This window comes from Arthrobacter sp. ES3-54 (genome assembly GCF_029504395.1).
Classification (GTDB): Bacteria; Actinomycetota; Actinomycetes; order Actinomycetales; family Micrococcaceae; genus Arthrobacter.
Genome location: NZ_JAQFIF010000010.1, coordinates 122,687 through 142,966, shown reverse-complemented (window position 1 = coordinate 142,966; position 20,280 = coordinate 122,687). Strand labels below are relative to the sequence as shown.

Annotated in this window: 20 protein-coding genes and 1 pseudogene; 8 read left to right on the top strand and 13 right to left on the bottom strand. The window is 66.8% G+C overall.

The features are described 5' to 3' along the window. Positions 1 to 235: 235 nt before the first annotated feature. Genes M2428_RS16695 through M2428_RS16675 form a run of 5 tightly spaced genes read left to right on the top strand, consistent with a single transcriptional unit; the run spans position 236 to position 5,537 of the window. Positions 236 to 1,291 (top strand): ABC transporter substrate-binding protein, encoded by a 1,056-nt coding sequence (locus M2428_RS16695; protein WP_277527075.1) that lies wholly within the window; start codon positions 236 to 238, stop codon positions 1,289 to 1,291. Continuing rightward, positions 1,288 to 2,211: an ABC transporter ATP-binding protein gene (locus tag M2428_RS16690; RefSeq protein WP_277527074.1), complete on the top strand. Its 924-nt coding sequence runs from the start codon at positions 1,288 to 1,290 to the stop codon at positions 2,209 to 2,211. Before M2428_RS16695 ends, M2428_RS16690 begins: the two co-directional genes overlap by 4 nt. After that, positions 2,211 to 3,125 (top strand): ABC transporter permease, encoded by a 915-nt coding sequence (locus tag M2428_RS16685; protein ID WP_277527073.1) that lies wholly within the window; start codon positions 2,211 to 2,213, stop codon positions 3,123 to 3,125. The genes M2428_RS16690 and M2428_RS16685 overlap by 1 nt, the downstream gene beginning before the upstream one ends. A gap of 46 nt (positions 3,126 to 3,171) precedes the next feature. Further along, positions 3,172 to 4,119: a TauD/TfdA family dioxygenase gene (locus M2428_RS16680; protein ID WP_277527072.1), complete on the top strand. Its 948-nt coding sequence runs from the start codon at positions 3,172 to 3,174 to the stop codon at positions 4,117 to 4,119. Then, the gene (locus M2428_RS16675; protein WP_277527071.1) at positions 4,116 to 5,537 is read left to right on the top strand and encodes an LLM class flavin-dependent oxidoreductase; all 1,422 of its coding nucleotides are present in this window, start codon (positions 4,116 to 4,118) and stop codon (positions 5,535 to 5,537) included. The genes M2428_RS16680 and M2428_RS16675 overlap by 4 nt, the downstream gene beginning before the upstream one ends. 141 nt (positions 5,538 to 5,678) lie before the next feature. Here the strand turns inward: M2428_RS16675 and M2428_RS16670 are convergent, their stop codons facing one another. From M2428_RS16670 to M2428_RS16660, 3 genes are all read right to left on the bottom strand, one after another. Then, positions 5,679 to 6,446, bottom strand: coding sequence for a YcnI family protein (locus M2428_RS16670; protein ID WP_277527070.1), 768 nt, complete (start codon positions 6,444 to 6,446; stop codon positions 5,679 to 5,681). 117 nt (positions 6,447 to 6,563) lie between these two features. Further along, on the bottom strand, positions 6,564 to 7,175 hold the full coding sequence (locus M2428_RS16665; protein ID WP_277527069.1) for a hypothetical protein: 612 nt from the start codon (positions 7,173 to 7,175) through the stop codon (positions 6,564 to 6,566). A gap of 88 nt (positions 7,176 to 7,263) precedes the next feature. After that, the gene (locus M2428_RS16660; protein WP_277527068.1) at positions 7,264 to 7,848 is read right to left on the bottom strand and encodes a copper resistance CopC family protein; all 585 of its coding nucleotides are present in this window, start codon (positions 7,846 to 7,848) and stop codon (positions 7,264 to 7,266) included. A 284-nt stretch (positions 7,849 to 8,132) separates the two neighbouring features. On the opposite strand from M2428_RS16660, the gene M2428_RS16655 reads away from it, so the two are divergent. The 3 genes from M2428_RS16655 (at position 8,133) to M2428_RS16645 (ending at position 9,932) form a co-directional block, all read left to right on the top strand. Then, entirely contained in the window at positions 8,133 to 8,435 is a 303-nt protein-coding gene (locus M2428_RS16655) for a DUF4193 domain-containing protein (RefSeq protein WP_277527067.1), read from the top strand. 94 nt (positions 8,436 to 8,529) lie between these two features. After that, positions 8,530 to 9,282, top strand: a complete 753-nt coding sequence (locus M2428_RS16650) for a lytic transglycosylase domain-containing protein (RefSeq protein ID WP_277527066.1) — start codon at positions 8,530 to 8,532, stop codon at positions 9,280 to 9,282. A gap of 71 nt (positions 9,283 to 9,353) precedes the next feature. Beyond that, on the top strand, positions 9,354 to 9,932 hold the full coding sequence (locus tag M2428_RS16645; RefSeq protein ID WP_277527065.1) for a histidine phosphatase family protein: 579 nt from the start codon (positions 9,354 to 9,356) through the stop codon (positions 9,930 to 9,932). Between the two features lie 48 nt (positions 9,933 to 9,980). Here M2428_RS16645 and M2428_RS16640 read toward each other — a convergent pair whose 3' ends face one another. From M2428_RS16640 to M2428_RS16595, 10 genes and pseudogenes are all read right to left on the bottom strand, one after another. Next, positions 9,981 to 10,757, bottom strand: coding sequence for an SDR family oxidoreductase (locus M2428_RS16640; protein ID WP_277527064.1), 777 nt, complete (start codon positions 10,755 to 10,757; stop codon positions 9,981 to 9,983). A gap of 27 nt (positions 10,758 to 10,784) precedes the next feature. Beyond that, entirely contained in the window at positions 10,785 to 12,164 is a 1,380-nt protein-coding gene (locus M2428_RS16635) for an MFS transporter (RefSeq protein WP_277527063.1), read from the bottom strand. 117 nt (positions 12,165 to 12,281) lie between these two features. Then, a complete protein-coding gene (locus tag M2428_RS16630) occupies positions 12,282 to 13,250 on the bottom strand; it encodes a 3-hydroxyacyl-CoA dehydrogenase family protein (protein WP_277527062.1) in 969 nt (322 codons plus the stop codon). A 2-nt stretch (positions 13,251 to 13,252) separates the two neighbouring features. Beyond that, the gene (locus tag M2428_RS16625; protein ID WP_277527061.1) at positions 13,253 to 13,735 is read right to left on the bottom strand and encodes a ribose-5-phosphate isomerase; all 483 of its coding nucleotides are present in this window, start codon (positions 13,733 to 13,735) and stop codon (positions 13,253 to 13,255) included. Beyond that, positions 13,728 to 15,508: pseudogene (dhaL, locus tag M2428_RS16620) on the bottom strand (dihydroxyacetone kinase subunit DhaL). Before dhaL ends, M2428_RS16625 begins: the two are co-directional and overlap by 8 nt. Positions 15,509 to 15,536: 28 nt before the next feature. Then, complete coding sequence (locus tag M2428_RS16615; protein ID WP_277527060.1) at positions 15,537 to 16,535, bottom strand: sugar phosphate isomerase/epimerase family protein; 999 nt, start codon at positions 16,533 to 16,535, stop codon at positions 15,537 to 15,539. Positions 16,536 to 16,673: 138 nt separating this feature from the next. Then, positions 16,674 to 17,603: a hypothetical protein gene (locus M2428_RS16610; protein ID WP_277527059.1), complete on the bottom strand. Its 930-nt coding sequence runs from the start codon at positions 17,601 to 17,603 to the stop codon at positions 16,674 to 16,676. Between the two features lie 613 nt (positions 17,604 to 18,216). After that, on the bottom strand, positions 18,217 to 18,627 hold the full coding sequence (locus tag M2428_RS16605; protein WP_277527058.1) for a hypothetical protein: 411 nt from the start codon (positions 18,625 to 18,627) through the stop codon (positions 18,217 to 18,219). Positions 18,628 to 18,804: 177 nt separating this feature from the next. Further along, positions 18,805 to 19,155, bottom strand: coding sequence for a LuxR family transcriptional regulator (locus tag M2428_RS16600; protein WP_277527057.1), 351 nt, complete (start codon positions 19,153 to 19,155; stop codon positions 18,805 to 18,807). Positions 19,156 to 19,166: 11 nt separating this feature from the next. Continuing rightward, positions 19,167 to 20,075: an SRPBCC family protein gene (locus M2428_RS16595; protein ID WP_277527056.1), complete on the bottom strand. Its 909-nt coding sequence runs from the start codon at positions 20,073 to 20,075 to the stop codon at positions 19,167 to 19,169. Between the last annotated feature and the right edge of the window lie 205 nt (positions 20,076 to 20,280).

Sequence of the window (20,280 nt, the reverse complement as noted above, 5' to 3'; positions counted from 1 at the left end):
GGCGTGGATATGTCCCGGAATAGCGGCCGATGACCGCGTGAGTCTGCCCTGTTACGGACTGCTTCCCAATGCGTCCGATTGGGTAGCGGGTGCCGTCCGTGGCTGTTTTCGTCGCCGGATGACGCGCGGTTTCGCCGGGTGTCGAGGCACCTGCCGGCGTGGATTCAACTCTGTTCTGATGGTGGACACGGTCCGGTAGCCCGGTCCGCACAATCGAATCCAGAAAGTATCCGCTATGAAAAACCGACTCTTACCCGCAGGACTTTTCTCCACCTTGGGCGTTGCTGCCGCCGTGGCGGTCTCGCTGGTGGTCTCCGGTTGCGGCGGCCCTGCGAGCGCCCAGTCCCCGGCCGGGAATGCCCCCGGGACGCCCGAAGTGACCGAACTCCGCTACGAGGGTTGGGCCAACAGCGTCACGTTGCCCGAGCTGGCCGAGGACCTCGGCTACCTGGGCGGCGTGAAACTCAACTGGGTGGGCAACACCATCAGCGGGCCGGCGAGCATCCAATCAGCCGCTACCGGAGCCACCGACTTTGGCGGCGCCTTCTCCGGCGCCGTGGTGAAGCTCATCGAAGCCGGCGCACCGGTTACCGCGGTGATCAACTACTACGGCGAGGACGATAAGACGTTCAACGGCTTCTATGTCACCCAGGACAGTCCGATCCGGTCGCCACGGGATCTGATCGGCAAGAAGATCGCCGTCAACACCTTGGGCGCTCATTCGGACGCCGTGATCAACAGCTATCTGAAGAAGAACGGTCTGTCCCAGGAGGAGATCAAGCAGGTACAACTCGTCGTCGTTCCGCCCAATGACACCGAGGAGGCCATCCGCCGCGGACAGGTCGAGGTCGGGGCGCTCGGCGGAGTGCTGCAGGATAACGCAGTCGCCAAGGGCGGCCTGCGGTCCCTGTTCAACGACTTCGAACTCTTTGGAACCTTCGCCGGAGGCCAATACGTCCTGCGCAAGGACTTCATCGAGAAGAACCCGGAAACCACGAGGATCTTTACCACCGGTGTGGCCAAGGCCATCGAATGGGAACGCAGTACGCCCCGCGACGAAGTAATCGCACGGTTTACGAGCATCATCGACAAGCGCCAGCGCTCCGAAAGCACCGCAGCCCTGAAGTACTGGAAGAGCGTCGGTGTCCCCTCCAAGGGCGCCATCAGCGACCAGGACTTCACCCGCTGGTCAGCGTGGCTGAACGACACTGGAATCGTCACCGGCGACATCACCCCGTCCAAGTACTACACCAACGACTTCAATGACCTGCTGAAGGGGGCGGCATCATGACCCGCGTTACCGGCCAGACGCCGAAAATCAGCCTCCGGAACGTCGGGAAACAGTTCACCGTCCGGGCGAGCAAGGACCAGCCCGAGGGCACCACCCTGACGGCGCTGGAGGGCATCACCCTGGACGTCGCCGCGGGGGAGTTCATCACTCTGGTCGGTCCGAGCGGCTCCGGCAAGACCACGCTCCTGGACCTCCTTGCCGGGCTCACCCGGCCGGACACCGGCCAGATTCTGGTGGACGGCAAGGAGGTGACCGGACCCGGCCGCGACCGTGCCGTCGTATTTCAGCAGTACGCACTCTTCCCGTGGCGCACCGCGGCCGCCAACGTGGCCTTCGGCCTCGAGGGAACCGGCAGCGAGGGGCGCCGCCTGAACCGCAAGGAACGTGCCGACAAGGCCCGCCACTATCTGGAGCTCGTGGGCCTGTCAGGCTTCGAGGACCGGTATCCCCATGAACTCTCCGGCGGCATGAAGCAGCGCGTTGCGATCGCCCGGAGCCTCGCGTACGAACCCGACGTCCTGCTCATGGATGAACCATTCGCGGCGCTGGATGCGCAGACCCGGGAACAGCTCCAGGAGGAACTCCTGCGTATCTGGCGAGCCACGGGCAAGACCATCATCTTCATCACCCACGGCATCGACGAAGCCGTGTATCTGGGCCAGCGGGTGGCGGTGCTTAGCTCCCGCCCCGGCCGGCTCAAGCAGATTGTCGACATTGACCTGGGGGAGCGGAGCGGTGATGGCGACGTCCGCTCCGACGCCGTCTTCGTCGAACACCGCCACAAGGTCTGGTCGCTGCTGCACGACGAGGTCCGGAAGGCCCAGGACGCCGGGCACGCCAAAATCCGGCCAGACGGGTTTGCACCCGACGAGGCACCCCAACTCAGCAAGGGCCAGATCAGCACGGGAAGGGCAGCCTGATGACTGCACCAACACTGACCAAAGACGCCGTCGCCCCCGCCGCCTCTGCTGCACCCACGGCCGACGCCGGGTGGACAGCGGGGGCCGCCCGGAGCCCGGCAGCCAGGCACCTTCCCTCCCTGGTCCGGGCCATTGCCCGCAAGGCTGGGCGCGGGATCTGGGCCTCGGGCGCCATCGTGCTGTTCCTCCTGCTCTGGGAACTGGGGCCAACCTACCTCGCCTCGGCCTCGACCAGGGTGTTCCTCCCGCCGCTGCACGAGGTCCTGCGGGCCCTGGGAACCCTTATCGACAAGGGTCAGCTGCAGAACCACCTGGCGGCAAGCCTCACCCGGTCCGCCAGCGGCTTCGGCATTGCCGTCGTATCCGCCGTGGCCCTTGGCCTGCTGGTCGCCTGGTACCGGTCCCTTGACCGGTTCCTGAACCCGCTGCTGGAGGTTTTCCGGAACACGGCGGCGCTGGCCCTGCTCCCGGTCTTCACCCTCCTGCTGGGGATCGGGGAGACATCCAAGATCAGCATCGTGGCCTATGCCGCGTTCTTCCCCGTGCTGCTGAACACCATCGCCGGCGTCCGGACCGTTGATCCGCTGCTCATTCGTGCCGCCCGCTCCCTGGGTCTCTCGAACTTCCGGCTGTTCCAGAAGGTCATCCTCCCCTCGGCGGTACCGACCATTTTCACGGGAATCCGGATGGCGGGAACGTCCTCGATCCTGGTGCTCATCGCCGCGGAAATGGTCGGCGCCAAGGCGGGCCTCGGGTACCTGATCGTCAACTCCCAGATGAGTTTCTTGATCCCGGATATGTACGCCGGGATCCTGACCGTCTCGCTGCTCGGCCTGCTGGTCAACTACCTGCTGGTCGCCGTCGAACGGCACTTCTCCCGGTGGCGGACCGCCGTCGGATCCCAGTCGAACTAACCCAGCCAAACTAGCCACGCCCCCACAGACCAAGGAGTCAACCACCATGTCGACAGCTACCGAAACCCGCCTCGAATTCCGGAAACTCAGCGCGCGCATCGGCGCCGAGATCCGCGGCCTGGACCTCAGCAGCGATCTCAGCGACGCCACCATCGCCCAGATCCGGGCGGCCCTGAACACCCACAAGGCCCTGGTCTTCCGGGAAGCCAACGTCCACGACGACGAAGCCCAGGTCCGCTTCGCCAGCCGCTTCGGCCCGCTCACCCAAGCGCACCCCACGGTGGCCTCCGTCGAGGGCAAACCGGCGGTCCTGCCGGTAGACAGCGAAAACGGCAGCGCGAACAACTGGCACACCGATGTCACGTTCGTGGTGAACCCGCCCCAGGCCTCCACCCTGCGCAGCATCACCCTGCCGGCCTACGGCGGGGAGACTCTGATCGCCTCCTCGGCAGGTGCCTACCAGGACCTGCCGGAGGAACTGCGGAACTTCGCCGACACGTTGTGGGCCGTCCACACCAATGACTACGACTACTCAGTGCCGAAAAACCTCGAGCACGCCAACGCCGATGAGCGGCGGAAGGAATTCACCAGGATCCACTTCGAGACCGCCCACCCCGTGGTCCGGGTCCATCCACTAACCGGGGAGCGGGGCCTCTTCATCGGCGGCTTCGCCCAAAGGCTGCGGATCGTGGGTCTTTCCAACACCGAATCGAAGGACATTCTGCGGCTGCTCCAGGCCTATGTCACCCGCCCGGAGAACGTGGTCCGCGTCAACTGGGAACCGGACCAGCTGGTGCTCTTCGACAACCGCATCACGCAGCATTACGCCCCGGACAACTTTGACGGCCAGCCCCGCCAGCTGAACCGGGTCACGGTGGCCGGCGATGTTCCGCGCGGTATCGATGGACGCAGCAGCACCTCCATCCAGGGCGACTCCTCCGTCTATTCCGAGACGGTCGAACTCCGCGCAGATCTCTCCGGAGCGCCGCTGTGAGCGGCGCACGGCAGCTGCATCTGAACGCGTTCCTCATGAGCACCGGCCACCATGAAGCCTCTTGGCGGCTGCCGGAAAGCGACAGCTTCGCCGGGACGGACGTTGCCCATTTCCAGCGGCTGGCCCGGACCGCCGAACGCGGCACGTTCGACTCCATCTTCTTCGCGGACTCGCCGGTGCTGCACGGCGACGTCGGCCAGCGCCCCTACGGCACACTCGAGCCGACCGTCCTGCTCGCCGCCATCGCTGCCGTCACCGAACGCATCGGGCTGATAGCGACGGCGTCCACCACCTACAACGACCCCTACAACCTGGCCCGGCGGTTTGCTTCCGTGGACCATATCAGCGGCGGCCGGGCCGGGTGGAACGTCGTCACCACAGCGGGAGACGCCGCCGCGAGGAACTTCTCGCTTCGGGACCAGCCGGCCCACGCGCTGCGGTACGAGCGCGCCGCGGAATTCCTCGACGTCACGCGCAAGCTCTGGGACAGCTGGGAAGACGACGCCGCCCTTGGGGACAAGGATGCCGGGATCTGGGGAGACAACACCCGCGTCCACCCGGTTAACCACACCGGCACCTATTTCAGCGTCCAAGGCCCCCTGGATGTGCCACGCTCCGCCCAGGGCCACCCGGTGATTGTCCAAGCCGGCTCCTCGGAGGACGGCAAGGACTTCGCCGCCCGCTACGCCGAAGCAGTCTTCACAGCGCAGCAGACCCTGCCCGACGCGCAGCGCTTCTATGCGGACCTGAAACAGCGGACCGCCGCCGCCGGCCGGGACCCGGAGACCATCAAGGTGCTTCCGGGCATCGTTCCGGTCATTGGGTCCACCGAAGCCGAAGCCCGGCGGCTGGAGAACGAACTCGACGGGCTCATCCACCCCGAGCACGCCAGACGGCAGCTTGCGGGAGTGCTCAGGGTCTCGCCGGAATCCCTGGCCCTCGATGCCGAACTGCCGGAAGACCTGCCGCCCGAGGACGAGATCGAGGGCGCCAAGAGCAGGTACACGTTGATCGTGGACCTCGCCCGGCGGGAACGCCTGACAGTGCGCCAGCTCATCGGCAGGCTCGGGGGTGGCCGCGGACACCGGACCTTCTCCGGCACCCCCGAGCAGGTGGCCGACGCCATCCAGGAATGGTTCGTGGCCGGGGCCGCGGACGGCTTCAACATCATGCCGCCTGTGCTCCCTTCCGGCCTTGACGTTTTTGTGGACCACGTCATCCCGATCCTGCGGGACCGCGGACTCTTCCGGCGTGAATACACCGGACGGACCCTCCGTGAGCACTACGGATTGCCCCGGCCGGCAAACACCTTCGCCACGGCTGCTCTTTCCGGCCAGACGGCCTCCACGCCTGCGGGCTCCATCCCGGCGGAAGACTTCGCTGCGCAGAGACGGGAGCTCCTGGTTTCCGACCGGTGATGAGGTCGCGGCGCCGATCCCCATCTGACGTGAGGCCCCGGACAGCAATGGCTGTCCGGGGCCTCAGTGCGCCGGTTGCCGGCGGGCGTTATGGGAAGGGCGGGTCGGCGGAGGGTGATCTACCTGGGCTTTTTGGCCTGGTTATTTGGCCCGGGACGGGCGGGTGCGGGCCAGTGTGGTCAGGCCCGCGGCGAGCCCGATCAGTCCTGCTGCCATCCCGATCCAGCCGGCCACGGAGCCGGCATCACTTGAGGTGCTTGCTGCCGCGGCCGGGGCGGCCGCCGGCGCCGGTGTTGTTTCCGGGGACGCTGCCGGTACTACCGTTGCCGGGGCCGCTGCTGCAGCAGCGGGTTCGGCGTCTTTGGCCGTGGTTACGAATGAGGGGGCAGGGTGTTCGGGTTCTGCCTGGCCTTCGACCGTCTTCTCGTCCCACTTCACGATCGTCCCGTCGGTGTAGGTCTGGGACGTGGGCAGCGTCACCGTGGTGCCGGCATCCGGCAGGACTCCCACGGACAGGGAGAACGCCTGGTATTCGTTCGGGCCGATCTGGTGGGCGGCGTCGGCGGTCCAGACCACGGAGCTGGGGGCCTTGGTGACGGTGGCGCCGGCGATGGTGACCGGCTTGGGCAGATCGCTGGTGCTGACCACGGCCTTCCAGCCCTCGACGGGCTTCACCGACACCGAGGTGAACGGGGTGTCGGTGGGCAGCGTGACCTCGAGTTTGCTGGTCTTGGCCGTGGCGGACTCGTTGGGGACATTGAACGTCAGGTGGCTGTAGCCGCCCGCGGCCGGGTCATCGGAGTCCACGTGGACGTGGGCGGACGCGGCGGCCGCGCCGGCGGCGAGCAGGGCGGCGGTCATCGTGGCGGCCGCGGCGGTCTTGAGGGTACGGCGGAGGGAGGATTTCATGGCAAGGTGCCTTTCACAAAGGAATGAACGGGTGGGGACCGGGCGGTGCGGTGTCCGTCCGGCAGTGGCGGCGGGTGGCCGCCTGCCGTCCCCGTCCGGGTGTGAAAGGGGATGGTGTCAGGCGGCGGGCGCCGGCTCCGGGGGGCCGCGCCGGGTCGGCAGCCGGCGGCCCACCCGGACCCTCGGCAGGGTAAGGAAGACCGTGCAGGGCCCGGCGGCGCGCATCGGCACCAGGCTGACAGGTTCCGGCAGCTGCACGAGCGGGCGCAGCCAGGAGCCCAGCGCGGACAGCGCCCGCTCGCCACGGGCCAGCAGCAGGGCCGTGCCGAGGGTCGCCACCGCGTGGGCAGTGAACATGGCCCCGCCCATGTCGGCCGCGGACACCGCCATGGACGGGTGGAGCATCTCCGGAGGAATCACCGCCGCCGCGTGGCCCGGATGGTTGTTGGCCGTCCGTGCGGACACGCTCACGGGCGCCGCGGCGGACAGCGCGCCGAACGACCAGTGCAGCCACAATTGCCCCACGCCGAGGAGGCCGGCCAGGGCGATAAAGTTCAGGCGGAAGCGGGTCAGGACCGCCACCGGGACCATCGCCACGGCACACAGCGCCGTCACGATCGCCGGCTCGGGCAGCCGCCCGCCGCCGGCCAGGTGCCCGCCGGCTGCCAGCGCCACGATGAGGGATCCGATCAGCCCGGTGCGGAAAAGCCGGAAGGAAGCGCGCGCCATCGTGAGCGGTCCTTTCCGGGTCCCCGGATCGGGGGACCGAGATCCACATTCTACTGGCCGCCCGCGTCGTGGCACCCGCGCCGGGTGATCACGAAACTGGACCGTCGGCGTCGTTCACGGCCAGCCGGCGCCGGACGTGAAGGGCTGTTCCGGCCAGTCCCACCGCGAGCACGGCACCGCCGGCGGCCAAGCCCCACGGCGGCGCCACCGGTGCCGCGGCTTTCGGGGCCGGAAGCGCGGCTGCCGGAATGGAAGCCGTGCCTGGCTGTCCCGTTCCGCCTGCCGCACCGGCGGTGAAGGCGAAGGTCCCATCGATCGGGTGGGAATCCGCGGACACCACCCGCCACGCCACCGTGTAGCGGCCCGCGGGTGCACCGGCTTTTACGGCCTGGGTGACGTGGTTATCGATGACGACGACGGGACCGTCGGACTGGTTTGTGCCGGTCTCGTCCTGGATCAGGATCCGGGAGCCCAAGGCGATCGGGGTGTGCATGAACGTCAGTCGAACGGTTAGCGGAACGGACGCGACCGTGGACCCGCCGGCGGGTTCGGTAGCCTCGATGATGTCGTGTGCGGCAGCCGGTGACGCCGGGGCAAGGACCGTGGCGAAGGCGGCCAGCAGGAGCCCGGCCGCGGCGGATCGCGCGAGTGCTCCTGCGAATCCAGCGTCCACGGCCAACCGTCCTCTGACGTCAAACGACTTTCTTGTCCAAACATGGAACCGATGATGCTGGGTGATGCGGTCCCGCAGTTGCACCCTGCACTCGGTCGCCGACCACAGAATATCCCCGCACACCCGGGACAAACCTTGGATCCAGAAGCCGCGTGAGGTGGTGGACGGTGTGCACAGCGGGAACGAACTTGTTGTCCACGCTTAGTTCAGATGACGCAGGGGCGCGCGTAATGGTGTACGTTGGCTTCCCGTCAGAACAAAACATAGGAATGAGAGTCACCCCCGTGGCAACCGATTACGACGAAGTCCGATCCGACGTCAAGGAGTCGCAGGATAGTTCCCTGCAGGCGCTGCAATCCGCCAACGCCCCGGATGCCCGCAGCGTTGTCCGCGAGATGGATGAGACTGACGCCTTTGACGATTCGATCACACCCGGCGGTGAATTCGTCGCCGAGGAACTCGTCGTACAGGTCATCCCGCAGGCGCAGGACGAATTCACCTGCTACTCCTGTTTCCTGGTCCGGCACCGGTCCCAAGTGGCACGCGAAAAGAACGGCCACACTTACTGCGTCGACTGTGAGGGCTAGGACTATGGCGCCGCGTGGGTGCGGCACCGGGGCGATTTCCGGCACAGCTCCGGATCAGCGGATCGGCGCCGTTTACGGCAGGTCCAACTAGTCCATGCTCCACCTGAAGCGCCTGACAGTGCTCGGCCTGTTCGCGTTTTGCGTTATAACCGGGTTCTTGTTTTGGGCACTGCAATTCTCCGGCGCGGAGACCCGCGGGGCCCTGCCACCACCGCCCCGGGCGGAGGCGAAACTCGAAACGCTTTCCGCCGGCATCACCTCCGCGGTGAACATAACCCGAAGCACGGACGCCCAGTGGCTCATCCATGCCGCCGCGAAGACCGGCATCCCTGCCCGTGCGCTTCAGGCCTACGTGGCTGCGGCGGGTGCAGCCAACGAGTCCGCGCCGGCGTGCGGCATCGGCTGGAATACAGTGGCGGCCGTCGGCTTCGTCGAATCCGGCCACGGAACCTACGGCGGCGGAAGCCTGACCAGCGCCGGCCAGGCGAGTGGGCCAATTGTCGGTCCGAGCCTCAACGGCGACGGTTTTGCCGCGATCCCTGATACGGACGCCGGCTCCCTGGACGGCGACGCCCAGTGGGATCACGCCGTCGGACCCATGCAGTTCATCCCCTCCACCTGGCAGCTCGCCGGGCGGGACGGGAACGGTGACGGAAAAGCCGACCCGTTCAACATCGACGACGCCGCGCTAAGTGCCGCCTCGTACCTATGCGTCCACGGCGGTGATCTCACCACCGCCGCGGGCTGGACGGACGCCATCTACTCCTACAACCAGTCGGATTCCTACGTGGCCCACGTCCGCGACCGGGCCACCGCCTACGCCGCGCAGTCGGGCCCTGCCGGATAGCTCCACGATGATGACCTGCTGGTGTCTCGCTGATGACGGGGCCTGTCCGCCCGCAGGGCAGAATGGAAGGCATGACTTTTACGACGTTTGCCCTTGTCCGCCACGGCCAGACGGACTGGAACGCGGAGCGCCGGCTGCAGGGATCCACCGACATTCCGCTGAACGACGTCGGCCGCGGCCAGGCGCGCGATGCCGTCGCCGCCCTGTCCGGCTACGAGTGGGACGCGATCGTGTCCTCGCCGCTGAGCCGTGCGGCGGAAACCGCCGACCTCATTGCCGCCGGGCTGGGCCTCAGCGTTGCCCGGCGCGTGCCGGAGCTCGCCGAGCGCAGCTTCGGACCCGCGGAGGGCCTGCAGGACGGCCCGGAACTGGACGCACTGCGCATCCCCGGTGGTTTCCGCGGCGCGGAAGGCGAGGACGAGGCAGCCCGCCGCGGGTTGGCCGCCCTGGAATCGCTGGCCGAGGAGTTCCACGGCCGCCGCGTCCTGGCCGTCGCCCACGGTACGCTCCTGCGGGTGAGCCTGAGCCGCGCGATCGGCCGCACGCTGGAACGCATCGACAACGCCGTGCTCAACCTTGCCCACCACCATGCCGTCGACGGCTGGCAGCTCGAATACTTCAACGGCGAGCCGGTCATGGCTGCCGTCTAGGGCTGCAGCCCACTCCATAGAGTGATACGGCCCTTCGCGTCGCTGCCTTCAGGAAATCTGCAGGCCTCCGTTGATGTCATACGTCGCGGCCGTGATGAAGCCGGCGTCCTCGCCCAGCAGGAACACCAGCAGCGCGGCGATGTCGCGCACGGTTCCCACCCGGCCCACCAAGATGTCGGCTGACATGGCGGCCTTCCGCTCTTCGGTCAGTGTTCCGCCCATGATGTCGGTGTCCACGGGACCCGGAGCAACACAGTTGACCGTGATTCCATGCTGGCCCATTTCCCGCGCCAGGGCCCTGGTGAAGCCGATGATGGCAGCCTTCGAAGCACTGTAGGCGACCTTGGAGTAGGTGCCGCCTCCGCGCTGGGCGGAGATGGAGGAGACGCTCACGATCCTGCCCAGCTTCCGCTCGATCATGCCCCCAAGGACCCGCTGCGTGACTAGGAAAGTGCCAGTCATGTTGATCTTGAACACCCGCTCCCAGGCCTCGAGGGTCTCGTCCATGAACTCCGTGGGGGAGCTGATGCCTGCCAGGTTGGCCAGGCCAATGATCGGCGGCAGCGTTGACTCGACCTCGTCGATGGCAGCGTTGACGGCGGCCGGATCGGACACGTCCGCGCCCACACCGACTGCGGCGACACCGTAGACGTCGGCGATTTCCGCCGCAGCCTTCCGCGCCGCGTCGCCGTCGATATCCAGAATCGCAACGGCCCAGCCTCCGCTGGCGAGCAATTCCGCCGTCGCCCGTCCGATGCCGCGGGGAGAGGCGGCGCCGGTGAGCACCGCGGTCCGGCCGGACGGAAACGCTGCTTGCCGAGTCATGGTCCTTAGCCCCTCGTCGCCTGATGGTCAGTTCTTGGTGTCGAAATCGTCGGAAGCTACAGCTTCCTCACCGACCGTGGCCGGCGTACCCGGCTTCACGTGTCCCTCCGGGCGCTTGCGTGCGTAGAGATAGGTGGCGACGGCCGTGATGGCAAGGCAGGCTGACAGGAACACGAGGCCGGAACGGTTGTCTCCCGTGGCGTCATTGAACAGCCCCACGGCGAAGGGAGCCACGAACCCGCCCAGATTACCGAGCGAATTCACCATGGCCAGCCCGGCCGCTGCCGCGGCGCCGACCAGGGCAGTCGCGGGCATGGCCAGGAACGGGGCGATAGCGGAGTAAATACCCATGGCCGCCAGCGTCAGGGCCAACAGCGCCAGGACCGCGTTGACCTCGACGAGGTAGCCGGCAGCCAGGAGGCCGATGGCCGCCATGACCATGCTGATGGTCGCATGCAAGACCCGGTTGCCGGTACGGTCCGAGCGCTTACCCCAGAAGTACACAAAAACCGCAGCAACCGTGTAGGGAATGGCAACGATGAAGCCAACCTGCGTGGTGCTGAAGTCGCCCAGGGCGGCAACGATCGTCGGCATCCACAGCCCGAGGCCGTAGATACCGCAGACCAGCCCGAAGTACAGCGCTGAGTAGGCAATGGTCCGCGGGTCCTTGAGGCCGGCCAGGAAGTGATGCGGCTGCCCCTTCTGGTGTCGGGCAAGCTCATCGTCCATGGTCGTGGTCAGCCACTCGCGCTCATCGTCGGCCAGCCAACGCGCGTGGCTCGGGCGGTCGGTCATCAGGATTGGCGTCAGGATGCCGAGGATAATAGCCGGGATGCCTTCAACGATGTAGAGCCACTGCCACCCCTGCAGGCCCCAGATGCCGTCCATCTGCAGCAGCAGGCCGGACACCGGTGCGCCAAGGGCGTTGGAGACGGGCTGGGCGAGGATGAAGATGCCGAGCACCGTTACGCGCTGCGCGGACGGGAACCAGAGCGTCAGGTAGAAGAGGATGGCCGGGAAGAACCCTGCCTCGGCCGCGCCCAGCAGGAACCGGACGATGTAGAAACTGGTCGCGCCGTTCACCAGGCACATCGCCGTGGCGAAAATGCCCCATGAGATGAGGATCCGGGCGATCCATTTGCGGGCGCCGAACCTGTACATGCCAGCGTTGCTCGGGATTTCCAGCAGCGCGTAGCCGAGGAAGAAGATGCCTGCGCCGAGACCATAGGCCGATGCGCTTAGGCCGATGTCCTCGCTCATGGTCAGCTTCGCGAAGCCGACATTGTTCCGGTCCAGATACGCGATGAAGTAGAGCAGGACGATCAGCGGCATGATGCGGCGGCGTGCCCTGCGTAGAGTGCGCTGGCCCAGCTCGTCGAGTTGATTAGCAGGATTCATGGAAGTCATGGTGCACCTCGCTGTCAGAAACGAGCCCGCCGGTTCCTCAGCGGAACAGTTTAGGTTTACCACTCGGTGAGGCAATAGTCACCCGACTTAGAACACGCAGATGTGCCCGGTTGGAGGTCAGTTGATGGGAGCGGGGCCGAGCTCGTCGATGAGCTTCTGCATGGCCACGTAGGCCTTGTTCCGGTAGGCGATCAGTTCCGGCGTGCGCTCCGCGGGGACGTTGAGGAAGCCGGCCCCGGTCTTGGTGCCCAGCTTTCCGGCCTCCACCAGCTCGGTGAGGATCTTCGGGGTGGCGAACCGTTCCGGGAATTCGGTCTGCAGGGACTTGTAGCAGAAGTTGTAGACGTCCAGGCCTGCCATGTCGGCGATCGCGAAGGGGCCGAAGAACGGCAGCCGGAAGCCGAAGGTGGTGCGGACCAGGGTGTCGATGTCTTCCGCGGTCGCGATTTCCTGTTCCACCAGCTGGGCGGCCTCGTGGAAGAGGGCGTACTGGAGCCGGTTGAGCACGAATCCGGTGACGTCCTTGACGACGGCGGTCTGCTTGTTGGCCGCGTGTACGAGGTCGCGGACGGCGCCGACGGTGGCGGCCGAGGTGCCGGCGTGGGGGATGATTTCCACGCCGGGGATGAAGGGCGAGGGGTTGGAGAAGTGCACGCCCAGGAAGCGTTCCGGGTTGGTCACCGGCTCGGACAGCTCCGCGATGGAGATCGTGGAGGTGTTGGAGCCGATGATGGCGTCCGGCCGGGCGGCGGCGCTGATCCGGGCCAGGGTCTGGTGCTTGATCTCGATCACCTCGGGGACGGCTTCTTCGATGAAGTCCGCGTCGGCCACGGCTTCCTCGATGTCCTTGGCGGCCCAGAGGTTTTGCTGCAGGATGGCGGTGGAACCTGCGGGGAAGAGACCCGCGGCCACGAATTCGTCGGATTCGGTCAGGAGCCGCTGGTAGTTCTTCTGCGCCACTTCGGCGGACACGTCCGCGAGGGCAACCCGGGCGCCGCCAAGCGCCAGGACCTGGGCGATCCCGCCGCCCATGTAGCCGGAGCCGACGACGGCGATCCGTCGCGAGCTGTTCGGAGTCTCGGTCATGTTCAGTCAGCCTCCGTGTAGTCGGACTCGTAGGAGCCGATGGCGTCCACCTTCGCGGCGGAGGAGGAGCTTTCGTCGAAGCGGTGGCTCAGCCATTCGCCCACGAGCTTCTTGGCGAGTTCCAGCCCGATGACGCGCTGGCCCATGGTGAGGACCTGGGCGTTGTTGCTCAGGACGGAGCGTTCCACGGAGTAGCTGTCGTGCGCGGTGACGGCACGGATTCCGGGGACCTTGTTGGCCGCGATGGCCACGCCCAGGCCGGTTCCGCAGATCAGCAGCGCCCGGTCGGCTTCGCCGTCGGCCACTTTCCTAGCCGCGTTGACGGCGAGATGCGGGTAGGCGGTGGAGTCATCGGCGCCGACGCCGATGTCCAGCACGGACGCCACGCGGGGGTCGGCTTCGAGCAGGGCCTTCAGGGCATTCTTGTATTCGACGCCGGCCTCATCGTTGCCGATGACAATGCGCAAACCTTCGGTGTCAGTCATTTCTTTGTGCTCCATTTCCGGCCCCTGAGGCCGTGTCGGGTGTGGCCGGTTCAGGCTTGGCCCGAACTGATGCGAGGTGGCGGGCGATCCGCTCGGAGATCAATGCGAAGGACACCGCGCCGGGGTCCGGGTGTCCGAGGCTCTTTTCCGCCAACGGACGGGCGCGGCCCTTGAGCGGGCGGAGATCAGCCGTCCGGTCCGCGGCTGTCTGCGCGGCTGCAGCGGCAGCGGCGAGGGCATCGCGAAGGGGCGCGCCGCCGTCGAGCGCGCCGAGGAAAGTCTCCCGGAACGGCAGCAGCGCATCCACCATGGTCTTGTCCCCGGGTTCGGCCTTACCGAGTTCGGTGATCGCGTCAACGAAGGCCGTGACCGCGGCGGCCGCGTCCTGGCCGCTGTAGCTGTCCCGGTTGCCCAAAGCGAGGCCTGCGGCGATGACCGCCGAGCCCCAGAGCGCGCCCGAAGTGCCGCCGGCGCGTTCGCTCCAGGCCTCGCCGGCAGCGGTGAGGACCCGTCCAACGGACGCTCCGGCGGCCACAGACTGCTCGGCGGCGGCAACTGCCGCGTCCACGCCGCGGCGCATCCCGATGCCGTGGTCACCGTCCCCGGCGATCGCATCGAGGTTGCCCAGTTCCTCTTCGTGGTCGACGACGACGTCGCGCACCTGGGCGAACACGGCCGCGGCCTGCCGTCCCAAGTCCGCTGCCGCCGTCGTGGCCTGTTCGGCCTCTTCGGCGGCGGTCTCGTCGGCCGCGGCGAGTTCGCGGCGGGCGCGGGGCGCCAGGTTGCCCTTGCGGAACGCGGGGGTGTCGGCCGGGGCGGCCCAGTACCGTTCGAGTTCCTCGTCCAGCCAGAGCAGGGTCAGGGAGAGCCCGGACATGTCCAGGCTGGTGACGAGCTCGCCGCATTCGGGGTCCACCACGGTCAGGCCGGCGGCGTCGAGGAGCTTTTCGATCTTGCCGAAGAGCAGGAAGAGTTCGTCGTACTTGACCGTGCCTAGGCCGTTGACGATCGCGACCACGCGGGTGCCGGCGCCGTCCGGTTTGTCGGCCAGGAGCCGGCTGACCAGGAGCTCGGCCAGTTCCGAGGCGGTCGGCAGCGGGTGCTCGGAGATGCCCGGTTCGCCGTGGATGCCCAGGCCCAGGGACATCTGGCCCGCGGGGACGGTGAACAGCGGCGCGTCCGCGCCGGGCAGGGTGCAGCCGCCGAAGGCCACGCCGAGGGAGCGGGTGCGGTGGTTGGTTTTGATGGCCAGCCGTTCCACCTCGTCCAGGCCCAGCCCGGCCTCGGCGGCGGCGCCGGCGATCTTGAAGACCGTCAGGTCCCCGGCGATGCCGCGGCGCTTCCCGATCTGCTCCGGCGGGCGCTGGCGATGTCGTCGGTGACCAGGACGGTGCGGGTCTCGATGCCTTCGGCGTTCAGGCGCAGCTGGGCCTGGCCGAAGTGCAGCACGTCGCCGGCGTAGTTGCCGTAGCTCAGCAGCACCCCTCCGCCGGCGTGGGCGGCCTTGGCCACCCGGTAGACCTGCCCGGCCGCGGGCGAGGCGAACATGTTCCCGCACGCCGATCCGGCGGCCAGGCCCGGCCCGACCAGGCCGGCGAAGGCCGGGTAGTGGCCGGAGCCGCCGCCGATGACCAGGGCGACCTGCCCGGCCGGGACCTCGGTGGAGCGGACCACGCCGCCGTCGACACGGGCCACGTAGCCGCGGTTGGCCGCCACGAAGCCGTCCAGTGCCTCATCCGCGAAATCAGCGGGATTGTCGAAGATCTGGGTCATGGTTCCTCATCGAATCCGTCGGGGGTATTCAGTTCTGATGGGTGCCGGCGGGCTGTTGCCGGCCCTGGGCCACCTGGCTCTGGCCGAGGGCGTAGCCGTCGGTCTTGGGCAGGACCTGGCGGCGGAGGTAGTCCTGGTTGCTGGCCGTAACGGACAGGCCGTCGCCGCCGTAGTGCTCGGTGCACAGGATGCCCTGGAAGCCCACCGAGAGGGCGACCTTGAACGCCTCGCGGTAGTTGATCAGGCCCGATTCCATCGGGGCCGGCATCGCGACGTAGGTGTCCCGGGCGACGTCCTCGTCGCGGATGTAGTTCTTCATGTGCCAGTAGTTGGAGTACGGCAGCGTCTTGGCGACCATCTCGCGCCAGTCCTCGATCGGCCGGTGCAGCCGGATGAGGTTGCCGATGTCCGGGTTGAGGCCGACGTTGGCCAGGCCGATGTCCTGCACCAGCTGGACCGAGGAATCCGCGGTGCCGAGGTAGGTGTCCTCGTACATCTCCAGGGACAGCAGCACGCCGACCTCGGCCGCGTGCCGGCCGAGTTCCCGCAGGCGTGCCACGGCCTTGCCCCGGGTTTCCTTGTCGCCCACCGGGTCCTTGTAGCCCTCGAGAGTCCAGAACCACAGCTGCTTCTGCTGCTCGGCGGTGATGGCCTGGTGCAGCCCGAACGAGACCACCTCACAGCCCAGCTCGGCGGCGGCGTCGATGGTGCGGTGGCTGTACGCCAGGTTCGCTTCCCAGTTGCCTTCCTCGATCACGCTGCGGCGGATCGCGGAGATGACCGGGATGCCGATGCCGACGGTGTCTGCGGTCTGCTTGAACTCCGCGAGCCGGGCGGAGCTCAGGTCGCCGGGGCGGACCCAGCTGTCCGTGAGGTCGGCGTCGGCAAAACCGGCGTCCTTGACCTCGGTGAGGACCTCGGCCCAGGCGGCGGCGTCGGCGTCGTTGATGTGGTTACCGTGCGCGTCGGTTCCCGGGAACTGCAGGAGCGCTGCGGTGATGGGCCAGTTCTCAGCGGTGTAAGCCACGGTGTTCACTCCTTCGTGAATCCCTGTTTTCCCATTGGAACTGCGCTGGACAGGATGTTGTCAACGACGCACTGACAGTCTTGGGGACACTCAAGAACTTATCGGGATTGCACCACCCGAATCAATGCCCGCGTTTGATCATTTGCCGCCGGAGGTCTCCGTTGTAAGTTCGGCACGGGGTGTCTTTGCGAAGTCGGTCTTGCCTGTCTGGTACGCGTGCTGTTCGAGGGCCAGTGCATGCTGGTTGATGTTCTTCAACCCGGCGTCGGACAGCTGTTCCGCCTTCACGAGGTTCAAGGTTTCCTGGTCAGCGCCGCCCACGGCCGTCACTTGAACCAGCCCTGTGCCGGCCGAATAGAACTTCCGCTGGTGGCCAGCGTCCGGTTCCAGCGGATTGCGTTCATCAATCACCAGGACGTCCTCGTAGCACCCGGTGGGAACACACACCCGCTTATGCTCTTGAAGAACGGCTCCGCAGTCCAGGAAGCCCACCGCAGGCGCGTGAGCCTGCGGATAGGCCGGCGTGCCAGTCCGCGGCTGGGCTGGCATCGCGATCCCTGCCTCGGCTCCGGCGATGCCGCTAATGAAGGTCTTCGACGCGCCCATGAATTTGCCGCCTTCGAACTCCTCCGGGTACTCCCCGAAGAGCCAGACCGCCCCATCCTTCGACTGGGCAAGCATGGCCAATTCGGATTCCACCAACTCACCATCAGAGAAGTCTTGGTCCCACATCACCTGGGTCTTGACTCCGTTGATGACTTTGGTCAGCCCGGTCACGGAGTGGACCACCGTGCGCTCGGTGGAGCCTTCGGCGCTCGTGACCTTTCCCGTCGTCGTGTACTGCCTGCCGGGCGTCAGCGGGAACCACTTGTTGTCGATCTTCGGTGACTCGGGGAAGGCGGTCGCGTCGAAGTTAAGGGCCGACCCTGGTCCGCAGAGGTCGGGGCCCGTCGGAGTCGGGGAAGCTGTAGGGGACGGAGTCTCCGACGCCGCCGTCGGCGATGTTGAGTCGGTGGTCCCTGGGGACGTGAACGGCGCAGGGGCCGCGTTCTGCCCAGAACACGACACGACTGTGGTTGTTGCGACAAACAGAATGAGAGCGGAACCCAGCATTGTTCGACGCGCGTGTGGGTGGGACATTTCGGTGGCCTTCGCTGTCGGAATTCCATGGCATCCAGCGGCCCGGTTACGCCACCATCCCCCCGACTGGAGGTGCGTTCAGGCTTATGCTGACGGACCGCGCTCAAAGAAGCGGACAAAGGTGCCCGAAAGGCGCGGATTAGGTCCCCTGGTGTGATCAACCGAGGGAAGATCGCCCCCTCTCCGTCGATTGAGACCACTGCCGATTCCGAACTTGCTTAGCAGGAATGATGATCCTGTTCCGGCTATTTGAGAAGGGCCGAGCAGCCGGATCAGTAATGAAATTCTTGCCTCCCGCGAATCCGGCGGAGGAGTGTTTACATTGCGGGATCGCTGGTTGTCCATCACGGCACACCGGCTCTCGCAAGTGGGCTGCCACCCTGAAACCTGACACTTTCGGCGCGTGGTCGGTGCGCGAAGCGAAACGGGAACGCCTCCTGGAAGCGGCGCGGACGTTCCTGGAGCTCGGCAGCCTCGTGGCGACAAGCAAACTCTTCAGCTACCGCGCTGCCCACGGGTGGTGACCCGGAGGTGCACGCCCTTATCCTGCCAGGGCATCCGGGGGGAGTGCCGACGAGCGCGGTTGCGGCTGGGGCTCGGGTGCGCTCCTTGTCAACAAGGCTGTAGTTGCATCGTGGTAGGGCTCACTCACCGCCGGGCCTAACGCGGCACGGATGCTCCTGGCGGCTTCCCGGTACCCGTCACCGAGACCGGCAGCCCTGATCGCGTGATTCGTGCCGGCGCCTCCAAACTGCTCTTCGATCCGCTCGCCCCGCTCAGCGAAGCCGGATGCCAGGGCGGCCACTTTCTCGAGGCTGGCTAGTTGTTCCCGAACTAAGGAGAGCAGGTAGCGCCGGTCCCGGACGTTCTGGTCGATGACCCCGTCCGCGTGTTCGTCCTCGTCCGCGGCGAGCCGCGCTTGGATGGCGGCCAGTTCCTCCGGGGCACTCATTTGGTCCTCCTCTATGAAGATCTTGCCAACAGAGTAGTCCCAATGCGGACGAATGGAACCGGCGCCGGACGTATGTCCGGGCTGGCGGCTCTTGGAAGCTCAAGAGCCGCCAGCAGCACGCTCGGCTGCGATCAGAAGCGTCCGTCAGGCGGGACGGCGTCGCCCACAGCCGGTTCCTTAGCCGGGTTTCCTGGGGTGTGAGATCCTGCGCTTGCGCCAGAAGATAAAGCTGGCCACCAGCACGACCAAAACCACTGCCCCGATGACGTAGGGGGCATAGTCGACCCGGGTTTCCTTCGCTTCTTTGGATTCTCCGGTTCCAGGATCGACGGGCCCACTGGGCGACGGCGATGGCGAGGACATGGGAGAAATGGATGCTGAGGCATGGGGGGAGTTGCCCTGTGCTGCGACGGAAGAGGACACGGGTGCGGCGTTTCCTGTGGCTGTAGCGGCCTCGGCCGGCGCGACGGACAAGGTACCCCCCAGCAGGAACAAGCCCAGGACGCCGCGGAACAGGTTCGTGATCATTGTGCCTCCGGTCAGTGCTGTCCCAGGCTTCCTCCGGTCGGCGGAACAGGCCCTGGCCCGCGTTCCGTCGCCGTCTCCCGGTCGGCCGCACTGGCGGTGTCGCCCACGGCTGTCCCATCCGAATCGCCTTCGGTGTCAACAAGGCCGTTGGTCTGGTCGAAAGGCCTCGCCTCGGACCTGTCGACAGTCTGCTCGGATGCGGGAACCGCGCTCGGGGGTACGCCCTCACCGGGGAATACGCTGCCCGCGGTCCCGGTGGGCGGAACGGGTTCCGCCTCCCGGTATGGCGTGGCCTGGGCCGGCGCGTCTCCGCCGGATGCCTTGTTGCCTGCTGCTGCCGCGACGCCCGCCGCGGCCGCGGCGGCTAGCCCGACTCCGGCAATGACCTTGCCCGAGACCCCGGCTTTGCCGCTGTCCCCCCGTGACCCTGCTGCCTCATCAACGCCTGGCGTGCCGGCGGGGGCACCTTCGCTGACGGAACCGCGCCAGGCCCCGGTCGCGTAGCCTTCGTCTTCAATGAAGGCCTTGAACCGGTTGAGGTCACTCTCGGCTTGCCTTTCTACGATGTTCAGCTTGTCGCCGACCTTTTCGACGATCCCTTCGGGCTCATATTCCAGGGACAGCTGTACGGATGTCTGCCCACCGCCGAGGTCTTCGAACATTACGGACCCGGCGTTGGTTGCGCCCTCTGTGGCGGCCCATGCGACTTTCCGGTCCGGGGTCTGCTCAAGGATTCTGGCCTGCCATTGCCTGCGCACCCCGCCGATTTCTGCAACCCACTCGAGCCGGTTGTCACTGAGCTGTTTGACGCTCTTCACCCCGCCCATGAAGTGCGGAAATTCCTCGAACTGGGTCCACTGGTTGTAGGCCACGCTCACGGGAACGTTGACCAGAACTCGCTTTTCAACCTTGGTGCTCACGGTGTCTCCTTCGACGAGAATAGGGGAAGCTGACGAGAGCTCCATCAATCATCAGCGTGCTTACTATAACTTCTTCGGTGCATCCCGGCCAGAGGGAATTAGCGCCACGCCGCGGACGGACGCGGAGATATGACTCCCAGCGGGTGGTGCGGGGTTCTTTGGCGCGGACGTGACCTCGCCGGCGTGCTCCTAAGGGAATCCATCA